Source organism: Vibrio lentus, from assembly GCF_030409755.1.
Lineage (GTDB): Bacteria > Pseudomonadota > Gammaproteobacteria > Enterobacterales > Vibrionaceae > Vibrio > Vibrio lentus.
In genome coordinates this window covers 612,177-623,854 of the sequence record NZ_JAUFQE010000002.1, presented here as the reverse complement: position 1 = coordinate 623,854, position 11,678 = coordinate 612,177, and the positions used below count along the sequence as shown (strand labels likewise).

Here is an 11,678-nt window from a genome sequence, read left to right as displayed (position 1 = left end):
TCTTATTAGTGGCCTTCAGAAAAATCTGATGAGTGCTTCTGTAGATACTTAAGAACAAGTGCTTCTGTATCTGTATCGAAGTTCACGAATGCGATCATACCATCTAGCATGCCTACCCAACCGTTAGCGCTGAAGTGGCCTTCATCTGGTTGTGAGTGACAAGTAGAACAGTTTGACTGGTAAGCCTGACCTGCTGCGTTCCAAATTGGATCGAAGTTATCAACCATAGACTCTTTCTTCATCCAAAGTGCTAGGTCAACTTTTTCCCATGGAAGGCCCGTTAGCTCATCTTCTTTCTTCTCGCCAACAGTGATCACGTCACTTTGAGAAACTTCTTTCGTCAAGATTGCAGTCGAGATGTTCATACCGAAGTCTTCTTGGATTACACGTCCGAAGCCTTTCGCTTTACGCCAACCGTCGATTTGAATCTTGATCATGTCGCCTTTTTCGTCGATAACCGCAACTTTACTTGCAGGGCTTAATAGACCCGCTTCAACTGTTGCTGTCTCATCCGTGTACATTGGAAGATGACGAATAGAGATCACGTCAGAACCATTTGCGTAAGATGTGCTGCTTGCTACATTTTCTAGCTCGCCAACAATACCGCTCGCTGATGCCATATCTAATGGAAGGTTGTGAGCAATACCTTTGTGACAGTCAACACAGCTTTGATCACGCTCTGCCGCGTTCTTCATCTGGATACGCGCTGTTGGGCGCATGTTTTCGAAATCCATTGAATCGTAGTTGTGGCAGTTCTTACACTCTAGAGATTTGTTCGAAGAGAAACGATCCCATTCGTGTTTAGCCAGTTCGATACGACGAGCTTCAAATTTCTCAGGTGTGTCTAGGTCACCAAATACTTGAGCGAAGACTTCTTTAGATGCTTGCATCTTACGAGCAATTTTTGCTGTCCATTCATGTGGAACGTGACAGTCAGGACAAGTTGCGCGTACACCAGATGTATTTTTCCAGTGAACCGTTTCTTGTAGTTCTACGTAAACATTGTCACGCATGGTGTGACAGCTTACACAGAACTCTTCTGTATTCGTGTGTTCTAACGCAGTGTTAAAGCCACCCCAGAAAATAACACCGGCGATAAAGCCACCCATGGTTAGTACACCAAGACTGATGTGTACTGCTGGGCGAGTCATTGTGCGCCATAATTTAACTAAAAATGATTTCATGTTTAGCTCTCTTAAAAATTAGTTCTAATAAAAATGTGATAGCAAGAGGGCATTACATGCCGCCGTGTGCACCTGGAGGACCTAATACAAACACTTGCAGTGCCCAAACTAGAAAGCCGTAGCCTCCTACAAAAGCCACACTTAATATTGGAAAGAGAACCACCGCAATGAAGAGGAATGACTTCCACTCCAACGAGCGTTTTTCGCCAGTTTCAATTTTCTTAACATCACTCATACATTTTGCCTATTTTGTATTTAGTAATTTCGAGTAACCCATTCTAAGGGGCTAAAGTTCTTGAGTATCTAACGATGAATTTTAGACCATACACAAAGTAGGGTTCAATCAAATCTCCCGTTATAACCCTTGCTAATCAATACTTTTTTGAGCTCATCCAAAGTTGTTTTTAGTTAAACAAAGTTATTAAAAAGTATTAACAAATGTGAAGAATTAAGTATATTTCACAAATGTTAAAAGCCAACATTTGCGCAACCACATTGTAACTAATTTTAACGTTTTACCTACTAAGTAGTAGCCAAAAAACCCTCAAATAACCATTATTTTGTACTTTGAATGTTAAATAATTGAGCCTTTTTTGAGATCGACAAGTGTGACGCTGAAATGCATCATTTGGCACTTTCAGATATGATGGAGACCTACTTAAAAGGAAGCATTATGCAAGACGTTATTGATATCTCTTGGTGGCAATTGCTGTTATTCAGCTCACTTCTCATACTGCCCATCGCCATTAACTACAAACTGAAACTCGGCCTAGGTAAAGAGGCCTCTATTAGTATTTCTCGTATGGTGGTACAGCTATTCTTGGTCGGTCTTTATCTCGAATACCTTTTTACTTTGAATAGCTTATGGATCAATTTATTGTGGTTATTCGCTATGATTGTAGTGGGTGCAAGTTCGATTGTTGAAAAATCAAAGCTCCCGAAACAACTACTATTAGCACCTGTAGCGTTCAGCCTTGCGGTTACCTGTGTACCCATCGTCTTATTTATTTGTTTCTTTATTATCAAGCCGACCCCACTCTTCAACGCACAGTACTTAATTCCTATTGCGGGGATGCTGCTGGGTAATAGCTTGAGCAGCAATATAGTGGCTCTACAGAACTTGTTCGGTGCTTTTGAAACCCAGAAGTCAGAGTACGAAGCGGCTATCGCTTTAGGCGCTTCTCCAACCTACGCAGCTGCACCTTTTGTACGTAATGCGATACAGAAGGCGATGTCTCCTATTATGGCTTCTATGGCGACCACCGGCTTAGTCACACTTCCGGGAATGATGACAGGTCAAATTCTAGGGGGAGCTTCACCAATGATTGCGATTAAGTATCAACTGATGATCATGTTGGCTATTTTCGTGATGATGAGTAGTTCATTGGCGCTCGCACTTCACCTTTCTTTAAAGACATCTCTGACGAAAGAAGGTCGAGTCCTCGCCCGAATTAAGCCCACAGACTGACCTCTTTCTTCCTTTGCGATCTGGTTACACACTGACTTTGAGACAGGTTATCCACAGAAACTGTGGATAACCAAAACAGTATTGATCCTTTTTTAGTCACTTTGACTCGACTAAGGATCATTTACATTGATCCTTACTTAATTTCAAAGGCCTATGTTGCCCTACTCGATCCTGCTATTGAGTGTTTTAATGATTATTAAAAAGAGAAACTAAAAGGTTTTCCACAATAAAAAACGGCCTGCAATGCAGACCGTCTTTTAATCGTAATCATTCAAATCGATACGATGACCGAATCATGGTTAATCTCGTAGATAAATCAACCAATACCACATGCCGACAAAGATACCGCCGCCAATGATGTTGCCTAAAGTCACAGGCAATAGGTTGTTCGTTAAGAAATCCATCATGTTTAGGTCAATATAGTCGGCAGGGTTAGCACCTGTCATTGTCCAAAACTCAGCAGGAGCAAATGTTTTAATGCCGATAGCGAGTGGTACTTGGAACATGTTCGCAATACAGTGCTCAAAACCCGACGATACAAACATCGCTACAGGTAAAATCATAACCGTAATTTTATCCGTTAAGGTACGCCCACTGAATGTCATCCACACCGCAATACACACCAACACGTTACACATGATGCCAAGCGCAATCGCTTGAATAAAATCATGATGCATTTTGTGCTGAGAGATAGCCATAGCGTTGAGCCCGACTTGGCCATTGTCAAACATGTATTGTTTAGTCGCGAGCATGCATGCCACTAGCAATAAAGCGCCAATAAGGTTGCCCACATAAACCGTCGCCCAGTTTTTAAACAAGGTTACCCAAGTGATCTTACCGCTCGCTCTCGCCACTAACGTTAAAACAGAGCTAGTAAACAACTCGCCGCCAGTAACCACCACAAGGATCAAGCCTAAGCTAAATGCCAAACCACCGAGTACGCGAGTAATGCCCCACGGTAAATCACCAGCACCTGTCGTCACGATGGTGTAAAACACGAACGCAATGCCGATATGTATGCCCGCTGAAATAGCGAGAAGAAAGGATTTGATTGGATCTTTTGTTGCTTTACCTACGCCAATATCTGCAGCGCGCTCAGCCATTTGTGGCGGTAATAATGAGTCAAATTGGTTTAGATTCATGTGATTTACATTTTGAAACATGTCGTTGGGGAGCGCGATAATCCTCTCTTTCATTTCTTAATTCAAGAGCTATTTTACGCTCAAATAACCTTCAACAATCGAGAAAACACCAAACCTGCAATGATATTGAAAATTCATACGACTTTAGTAGTAAAAACAAAACTCTGATGAATGAAAACTTATCAACAATAAAAACAACACATCTATAAATATCAACAAGTTACGTTAAAGCAAAAAGAATAGCGTACACTATCCAGATCCTTTCATCTCTAGATTTTGATATAGATCAACAGAACGTAAAAAAGCGCCCTGAGGCGCTTTTAAGTCAATCACAAATAAAGAAATTAGTTATGCTAAACCGAAGGTTCAATCACTTGTTCTGATGATTGCTCTAAAGCGGCATCTTCAAGGTTGGACTCAACGTTAGTCGGTGTCACGTCGGAGTGACTTTCGGTGGCAACTTTACCGCCTAAGCTTTTCAAACTGTCCACCAGCTCTTCCAAGCTTTTTATGTGTGCATCACTCTTAGTAACCTGCTCATCCAAAAACTCGTTATGCTTGTTTGTCTCAGCAAGCTGTTGGGCTTGTTTCTGATTTTCGAGTTCCAAATCGGCAAGTTGTTCTGAAAGTGCTTCAACCTCAGACTTCAGTTGCGTAGTCATATCAGAGCTTTTAAGCGCTTTAATACTCTCTACGATTTTCTGAGCTTGAAGGCGCAACACCACATCACGGTAGTCTTGATCATTCAGGATCTGAGAAATACTCAAAAACTGGTTCTCGGCATTCAATACCGATTGCTCAAATCGATCACCCTTCACGTTAGCAAGCAACTTAACTTCATGCGCAACACTTCTCACGTGATTCAATTCGAATTCAGCGGCTTTAACGGCGTCTTCGATAATTGATTTTTCACGAGGACTCGCCTTAACTTGATTTTCCGCCAATGCAATTTGAGAACTTGCTTTAGCAAAGGTAAGCGGCACTACATCATCAAAGTCTTCATCTTCTAAGAACTCTAATTCATTCTTTAACGGTTCAATGTATTTCTTATGGGCGACTTTGACTTCTAATGAGCGAGCGTGGTTAAGAAACTCAACCTGTGCTTCCTGAGCATCTTCAAGCTCATCGACCAATACGTATTCAAATAACTCACTGTATTCAGCGTAAAGCCTCTTATAGTTCGACGCGAACATCGTATCGGCACCCAAGTATTTCAGATAATCCATCTGAACAATCGAATCCGCTAGTACTCTGTCGGCCTTTTTCTTTAACACTAGAATCGAATCATAGTTTGATTTAACCAAAGCGATTTTTTCATCAAAAGCTTCAGCGTACGTTAGGCTCGAAAAAATTGAATAGCTTTTCGTTAGACGAGTTTCGTCTTTCAGTAAATCGGCATAAATGCTTTCAGCATCATCCCAAGCATCTAGTAGTTCATTGTAATTTTCTGGCGCATAAAGAGACAATTGAACATGGCTTTCAAGCTTACTTTCCCATTCGAGATGAACACTTTGCACAGAATCAAACGTGCGGGCATTTGATGAAGACTCACTGCCATTCGTGCTTTGGTTCGCTTCTGTCTGTTCAGAGGGAGTGCTCTGACACCCTGCAATTGCAAATAGCATACTGATCATTAATGCTACTTTGTTGGCTCTCACTGATGCATTTCCTTTTTTAAACAATATTTGCTCGATGCATTATATTTCTAGTCTCACAATATATTACAACCACTTAGCAATAAACATCATTCATTCATTAAGCGTGTGAAATTCGCCCAATTAAACAAAAAACAACCGCTCATGCGCTGATTAATCATTCAATTTGGTATCACTTATCAATTCTCTTTATTTGCTATTGCCTGAGTTGTGAATGCGCACTAAGGTGAAGGTAGAGAACGTTATGAATATATAGGTTAATTATGAAGTACAACGCTGAAAACATTGCTGATTTAAACCTCCTTCTTCAATTTGATGTAAGTAGCGCAGCTACTGGAATTAAAGTTCATCAAGAGGCAGCTCAAGAAACTCAAGACGCTGTTAAGCGCCTATTCGAAAAGAACCTTTGTACTCAGCCAGACGGCGGTTACCTAACAGATGAAGGTATACAGATGGCAGAGCGCGCAGACAAACTACTTCGCGTACTAAACTAAAGCTCCATTGTTCTAGTAAAAACTCCACTCGCCTCGGCTGTGGAGTTTTTTCATTTTTGGGCAAAGGTTTGTTAGGCTTATTGTAAATTCGTCATTTGCAGTTGTGAGGAACACATGGCTTCTATATTTATTGTTGGTGCAGGCTGGGTTGGAGCGCCCTTATCGGAACATCTCGTCAAACATGATAACCAAGTCGTCGTGACGAAGACCACCCAAGAAGGCGCTGACGCTATTGGCAACGAACGCATTCCTTGTGAAGTATTCAGTTTTGATGCAATACAACCTGAACGCTCTATTGGCCAACTCTACTCACTCCTATTGGAAAACAATACTGAGATAGTGATTGGTAGCTTTCCTCCCGGCTTTAGAAAAGGCGCTGGTGTCGAGTACGCCGACTATTGGCAACAACTGACCAGTGCTTGCCAGAAGGCTAACGTGAAAAAGCTCATTATGGTCAGTTCGACGACGGTATACCCAACCAAGCCCGGAGTTCTGTACGAGCGAGACGCCTCACTCACTCTTTCTACCTCAGAAGACGAGCAAGCATCCGCATTTTCGGACAATGCACGCGTGATGCTGAAAGCTGAACAGCTGGTGATGGATTCCGGCATCGATTACACCATTCTTCGTTTCAGTGGGTTAATCGGCCCTAGCCGTCACCCATCTCGATTCGCAACCAAGCTAAAGCAGGTCAGCTCTCAAGCACCAGCCAACATGCTTCACCTTGATGATGCGATTGGTGCGGTCGATTTCGCCATCAATCAACTGCACAATGAAATCGTAAATGTCACCACACCAAATACAGTGAGCAAGGCAGAGTTCTACGCAGCAGCATTAAAAAGTGCCAATAGCAGCGAGCCACTCCCTCCTATTGTCGACACCCCAGACAAGCTGATCTCTTCTAAAAAGATCCTCGGTTTAGGTTACTCGTTTAAATTCGATTCCACATTGGACGCTCTTTATGACTAAGCAATCCATAGTTAACCAATCCATAGCTAAGCAACCTGTAACAAAGAACTCAAAGAGTAAGCTATATCACTCGATCGACACCCTTTGGAACTTCATGTCGATGGGTCATGACATCACGCCTTCAGATTGTATATTTGTGTTGTGCAGTAACGATACTCGCGTCGCTGAATACGCTGCTGAGCTCTATCACCAAGGTGTGGCGCCTTATATCGTATTTTCTGGCGGTGTGGGACGCTTTACTGAAGGCAGTTTTGAACGCTCAGAGGCTGAAACATTCGCGGCTATCGCACGAGACGCTGGCGTACCTGACTCTGACATTATCATTGAGAAGCACGCAACTAATACTGGGGAGAACGTACGATTCACCCACAAATTGCTGACTGAGCGTGGGCTATCGCCGAAACGCCTGACCTTAGTACAGAAACCCTTTATGGAGAAACGTACTTACGCCACGTTTGCAAAGCAGTGGCCTGACGAAGTGACCGAGATTCAAGTCACTTCACAATGGCAAGACTGGGTAGATTACTTTAATGAAGAGTTACCACTAGACATGGTGTTGGGTGCTCTCATTGCTGATTTCGAACGAATCAAGTCTTATCCAGCGCAAGGATTTCAGATTGAGATGTCGATTCCTGATGAGGTTGATCATGCCTACCAAGCATTGAAGAAGCTGGATTTCGAATAAAACTTTAAGTCACGCAATACACTTTTTCAGAAAACAAAAACGGTGGCACTTGGCCACCGTTTCTTATTCTTAGCTATTACTTGAGCTTGTTGCTTTCAGCTTTATTCACTTATGAAGAATCAACCAAAGAGCCGCTTATTTACCTAACGCTTCTTTGTAGTGCAAACGGCAAGCTGAAACATATTGGTCATTACCACCGATAGCCACTTGGTCACCTTCAGCAATCGCGACACCGTGCTCATCAGTACGAATCACCATATTCGCTTTACGACCACAGTGACAAATCGTTTTTAGCTCAACCAGTTTGTCAGCCCAAGATAATAAGTAACGGCTACCTTCAAACAGTTCACCCAAGAAGTCAGTACGCAAACCGTAACAAAGTACAGGGATGTGCAGCTTATCAACCACTTCTGTTAGTTGGTAAACCTGCTCTTTCGATAAGAACTGACACTCATCGATCAAAACACAATGACGCTTTTCTTCTTCATTGAGTTTTTGTATCGCGTCAAACATATTGGTGTCGTTTTTAAACAGTTGAGCTTCAGATTGAAGACCAATTCGCGAGCTAACTTTACCGATACCATAGCGATCATCTAGCGCTGCAGTAAAGATCACTGGCGTCATGCCACGCTCTTGGTAGTTAAATGAAGATTGAAGAAGCGTTGTCGATTTACCCGCATTCATTGCCGAGTAATAAAAATACATCTGAGCCACAGAAATATTCCTGTTAATTAAAAGTTGAAGATAAAAGCAAAGGTGAAATTAAAGAATTTTTGCTAGAAAAAAGGGCTGAAAATCAGCCCTTTTTATAAGATTTACTTACGACGCCAAGTCGTGCCTTCTGGGCCATCTTCCAAAACAATGCCCAACTCGTTTAGCTTATCACGTGCAAGGTCGGCGTTAGCCCAATCCTTCGAAGCGCGAGAATCATTACGTAGCTTAATTAGGCCTTCGATTTCTGCTACTTCGTCATCATTACCCGCAGCATCACCTTTAAGGAAAGCTTCTGGATCTTGATGAAGAATACCGATGATGTCAGCAAGTTCACGCATCAATGCACCTAGAGCACTTGCTTTTTCGATGCTTTCAGTCTTAATGCGGTTGATTTCACGAGCCATTTCAAACAGCACTGAATAAGCTTCAGGTGTGTTGAAATCATCGTTCATTGCCGTAGAGAAACGAGTTACATACTCTTGACCACCAGCAGGAGCTGCGGTTAGGTCTAGGCCACGAAGTGATGTGTATAAACGTTCAAGCGATGCACGTGCTTGGTTTAGGTTATCTTCGCTGTAGTTCAGCTGGCTACGGTAGTGACCAGACATTAGAAAGTAACGCACTGTTTCTGCATCGTAGTGCTGAAGTACGTCACGGATAGTGAAGAAGTTACCCAGTGACTTAGACATTTTTTCTCTGTCTACCATCACCATGCCGCTGTGCATCCAAGTATTCACATATTGAGTACCGTGTGCGCAGCAAGATTGTGCAATTTCGTTCTCGTGATGCGGGAACTGTAGATCTGAACCTCCACCGTGGATATCGAAATGGTTTCCAAGGATAGACGAGTTCATTGCTGAACATTCAATGTGCCAACCTGGACGACCTGGACCCCATGGAGATTCCCACGTAGGTTCACCTGGCTTAGACATCTTCCAAAGAACGAAATCTAACGGGCTGCGTTTTGCAGAATCAATATCAACACGAGCACCAGCTTGAAGCTGATCAAGGTCTTGCTTAGAAAGCTTACCGTATTCGTCGAATTTCTTAACTTCGAACATCACGTCACCGTTGCTTGCCACATAAGCAAAACCACGGTCAATCAGCTTTTGAACCAGTTCAATAATTTCAGTGATGAATTCAGTTGCGCGAGGCTCTACATCTGGACGCTTCATGTTCAACGCATCGAAGTCTGCGTGCATTTCACCGATCAAACGCTCAGTCAGAGAATCACAAGACTCGCCGTTTTCGTTAGCGCGCTTGATGATTTTGTCATCGATATCTGTGATGTTACGAACGAAGTTCAGATCGTAACCAAGGTAACGAAGGTAGCGAGTTACTACGTCGAAAGAAACGAACGTACGGCCATGACCAATGTGACAGAGATCGTAAATGGTTACCCCACAGACATACATGCCGACTTTGCCAGCTGTAATTGGTTTGAATTCCTCTTTCTGTCTTGTGAGTGTGTTATAAATTTTTAGCATGATCTCTATCTATATTTGTGTATTAATCAAAATAAGAGGGCAAGTATATCAATTCATGCGTTATTAGGTAATCCCCCAAAGCAGTAATTACCTCAAACAACCAAGTTAAGTTAATGATTTGGTGATTTGAAAGTCCGCCAACATGCGCTAGAATTCGAACTTCATATTAAAAAGACAGTAAGGTAACAATCATGATCATCCTTCACACAAATTTTGGTGACATCAAAGTTCAACTTAACGAAGAAAAAGCACCAGAAACAAGCGCAAACTTCCTACAGTATTGCCGTGACGGTTTTTACGACAACACGCTATTCCACCGTGTTATCGATGGTTTCATGGTTCAAGGCGGCGGCATGACTTCTGGCCTTAAAGAAAAAACAACTCGTGCGACTATCAAGAACGAAGCGAACAACGGCCTAGCGAACAAAGTGGGTACACTAGCAATGGCTCGTACTATGGAACCGCATTCAGCGAGCTCTCAGTTCTTCATCAACGTTAACGACAACTCTTTCCTAAACTTCCGTAGCGAAAGCCTAGACGGTTGGGGCTACTGTGTATTCGCAGAAGTTGTTGAAGGCATGGACATCGTAAACAAGATCAAAGGTGTTAGCACTGGTTCTATGGGTATGCACCAAGATGTACCTCTAGAAGAAGTGATCATCACTGGTACTACAATCGAAGCTTAATCACTTGCTTTCGATTAGGGCGTATTGACCTTTTGAGCTGATTTTTGCAGCGAGTTGCTGGGGATTTATACAAGGCAGAGGCTTTGTGTGTAGCTAGCCTACATAAGAAGCCGATAACGCAGTAGAAATAACCAGCAAACGCTGCCCAAAGGGTTCGGCTAAAAGCGTTTTACTCTTTGTTGAGGGAAATTTGCTTAGAATGACTAGGCTTCCTATCCCTCGCCTCGATTAAAACGCTTTTATCTCGAACAAAATTTAACCGCCAAAGGTCAACACGCCCTAGTATTAATAATTGATGAGCCGATAAAATCAGGATATAGGGAGCGAATCGCTCCCTTTTTTTAGACCTATGAAAACATATTTTATATCAGACCTGCACCTTGCTCCGTCACGACAAGACATCACCGACTGCTTCCTCACTTTCATGAAGAACGAAGCGGTAGAAGCGGATGCACTCTATGTATTAGGTGACCTTTTCGAATTCTGGATTGGTGACGACGACAAAAGTGAGTTTGCGACCTCTATTCGCCAAGCGTTTATTGATTTGGTGAAAACTGGCGTGCCTTGCTACTTCACACAAGGTAACCGTGACTTCCTAGTCGGTAAGAAATTTGCCAAACAAACTGGCGTGCAACTTCTTGACGAAGTATCAACGATTGATATTTACGGACAAAAAGCGGTCGTACTGCATGGTGATACCCTATGTACCGAAGATGTAAAATATCTCGCCTTCCGCGAAAAAGTGCATCAACCATGGCTGCAATGGGTCTTCAACAGAATTCCATTTTTCATCAAGAAGAAAATTGTCTCTAAGGTTCAATCTGATATCAAAGATGACAAGCAAACTAAATCTCTCGACATCATGGATGTGACACAACAAGAAGTCGAAGATGTGATGGCGCGAAACAACGTCGATCTGATGATTCACGGACATACTCATCGCCCTGACATCCACACCTTTGATGCTAATAATTGCAGTAAAACCCGTGTCGTATTGGGTGATTGGTATACTCAAGGTTCAGTGCTGGTGTTCACTCCGCAAAGTTTTGAACTACAGAATCGAGAGTTTAGCAATAGCTTTCAACATCCGTCTTAAACTTTCACTTTGATTATTATTGTCGGTCAGACTTTCTTAGATTGTGTATGGTAATTTCCACTGAATTAGCTATTATCTCTCTATCAGAAATAAACCGA

The 11,678-nt window shown here is 42.5% G+C and carries 12 protein-coding genes; 6 read left to right on the top strand and 6 right to left on the bottom strand.

The window, feature by feature from the left end:
• Positions 1-5 precede the first annotated feature (5 nt).
• Together torC and torE are read right to left on the bottom strand one after the other, a co-directional pair.
• The gene (gene torC / locus QWZ07_RS11235) at positions 6-1,184 is read right to left on the bottom strand and encodes a pentaheme c-type cytochrome TorC (protein ID WP_017093171.1); all 1,179 of its coding nucleotides are present in this window, start codon (positions 1,182-1,184) and stop codon (positions 6-8) included.
• Positions 1,185-1,236: 52 nt separating this feature from the next.
• Positions 1,237-1,419, bottom strand: a complete 183-nt coding sequence (gene torE / locus QWZ07_RS11230; RefSeq protein WP_017093170.1) for a trimethylamine N-oxide reductase system protein TorE — start codon at positions 1,417-1,419, stop codon at positions 1,237-1,239.
• A 438-nt stretch (positions 1,420-1,857) separates the two neighbouring features.
• On the opposite strand from torE, the gene QWZ07_RS11225 reads away from it, so the two are divergent.
• Positions 1,858-2,652, top strand: a complete 795-nt coding sequence (locus QWZ07_RS11225; RefSeq protein WP_192852725.1) for an ABC transporter permease — start codon at positions 1,858-1,860, stop codon at positions 2,650-2,652.
• Between the two features lie 299 nt (positions 2,653-2,951).
• Here QWZ07_RS11225 and focA read toward each other — a convergent pair whose 3' ends face one another.
• Positions 2,952-3,794: a formate transporter FocA gene (focA, locus tag QWZ07_RS11220; protein ID WP_017108402.1), complete on the bottom strand. Its 843-nt coding sequence runs from the start codon at positions 3,792-3,794 to the stop codon at positions 2,952-2,954.
• Between the two features lie 353 nt (positions 3,795-4,147).
• A complete protein-coding gene (locus tag QWZ07_RS11215) occupies positions 4,148-5,452 on the bottom strand; it encodes an ATPase (RefSeq protein ID WP_102315141.1) in 1,305 nt (434 codons plus the stop codon).
• A 260-nt stretch (positions 5,453-5,712) separates the two neighbouring features.
• On the opposite strand from QWZ07_RS11215, the gene QWZ07_RS11210 reads away from it, so the two are divergent.
• From QWZ07_RS11210 to QWZ07_RS11200, 3 genes are all read left to right on the top strand, one after another.
• Positions 5,713-5,943 carry a TIGR02647 family protein gene (locus QWZ07_RS11210; RefSeq protein WP_004734587.1) on the top strand — a complete coding sequence of 77 codons (231 nt, stop codon included), beginning with the start codon at positions 5,713-5,715 and terminating at the stop codon, positions 5,941-5,943.
• A gap of 114 nt (positions 5,944-6,057) precedes the next feature.
• Complete coding sequence (locus tag QWZ07_RS11205; protein ID WP_192852724.1) at positions 6,058-6,912, top strand: NAD(P)H-binding protein; 855 nt, start codon at positions 6,058-6,060, stop codon at positions 6,910-6,912.
• Complete coding sequence (locus QWZ07_RS11200; RefSeq protein ID WP_192852723.1) at positions 6,905-7,597, top strand: YdcF family protein; 693 nt, start codon at positions 6,905-6,907, stop codon at positions 7,595-7,597. The genes QWZ07_RS11205 and QWZ07_RS11200 overlap by 8 nt, the downstream gene beginning before the upstream one ends.
• A gap of 135 nt (positions 7,598-7,732) precedes the next feature.
• On the opposite strand, the gene QWZ07_RS11195 is transcribed toward QWZ07_RS11200, so the two are convergent.
• Together QWZ07_RS11195 and cysS are read right to left on the bottom strand one after the other, a co-directional pair.
• Positions 7,733-8,311, bottom strand: coding sequence for a thymidine kinase (locus QWZ07_RS11195; protein WP_004734584.1), 579 nt, complete (start codon positions 8,309-8,311; stop codon positions 7,733-7,735).
• Positions 8,312-8,412: 101 nt separating this feature from the next.
• Positions 8,413-9,798: a cysteine--tRNA ligase gene (cysS, locus tag QWZ07_RS11190; protein WP_017109911.1), complete on the bottom strand. Its 1,386-nt coding sequence runs from the start codon at positions 9,796-9,798 to the stop codon at positions 8,413-8,415.
• A 191-nt stretch (positions 9,799-9,989) separates the two neighbouring features.
• Here cysS and QWZ07_RS11185 point away from each other — a divergent pair, with 191 nt between their 5' ends.
• Positions 9,990-10,484, top strand: coding sequence for a peptidylprolyl isomerase (locus QWZ07_RS11185; RefSeq protein ID WP_004734582.1), 495 nt, complete (start codon positions 9,990-9,992; stop codon positions 10,482-10,484).
• Positions 10,485-10,833: 349 nt separating this feature from the next.
• Positions 10,834-11,580 (top strand): UDP-2,3-diacylglucosamine diphosphatase, encoded by a 747-nt coding sequence (lpxH, locus tag QWZ07_RS11180; protein WP_102352621.1) that lies wholly within the window; start codon positions 10,834-10,836, stop codon positions 11,578-11,580.
• Positions 11,581-11,678: the final 98 nt, after the last annotated feature.

What these genes read in the sequence shown, in the direction of transcription:
- focA (WP_017108402.1), bottom strand. Translation starts at nt 3,794, where the DNA reads ATGAATCTAAACCAATTTGACTCATTATTACCGCCACAAATGGCTGAG.
- lpxH (WP_102352621.1), top strand. Translation starts at nt 10,834, where the DNA reads ATGAAAACATATTTTATATCAGACCTGCACCTTGCTCCGTCACGACAA.
- QWZ07_RS11210 (WP_004734587.1), top strand. Translation starts at nt 5,713, where the DNA reads ATGAAGTACAACGCTGAAAACATTGCTGATTTAAACCTCCTTCTTCAA.
- QWZ07_RS11225 (WP_192852725.1), top strand. Translation starts at nt 1,858, where the DNA reads ATGCAAGACGTTATTGATATCTCTTGGTGGCAATTGCTGTTATTCAGC.
- cysS (WP_017109911.1), bottom strand. Translation starts at nt 9,798, where the DNA reads ATGCTAAAAATTTATAACACACTCACAAGACAGAAAGAGGAATTCAAA.
- QWZ07_RS11185 (WP_004734582.1), top strand. Translation starts at nt 9,990, where the DNA reads ATGATCATCCTTCACACAAATTTTGGTGACATCAAAGTTCAACTTAAC.
- QWZ07_RS11205 (WP_192852724.1), top strand. Translation starts at nt 6,058, where the DNA reads ATGGCTTCTATATTTATTGTTGGTGCAGGCTGGGTTGGAGCGCCCTTA.
- torE (WP_017093170.1), bottom strand. Translation starts at nt 1,419, where the DNA reads ATGAGTGATGTTAAGAAAATTGAAACTGGCGAAAAACGCTCGTTGGAG.
- torC (WP_017093171.1), bottom strand. Translation starts at nt 1,184, where the DNA reads ATGAAATCATTTTTAGTTAAATTATGGCGCACAATGACTCGCCCAGCA.
- QWZ07_RS11200 (WP_192852723.1), top strand. Translation starts at nt 6,905, where the DNA reads ATGACTAAGCAATCCATAGTTAACCAATCCATAGCTAAGCAACCTGTA.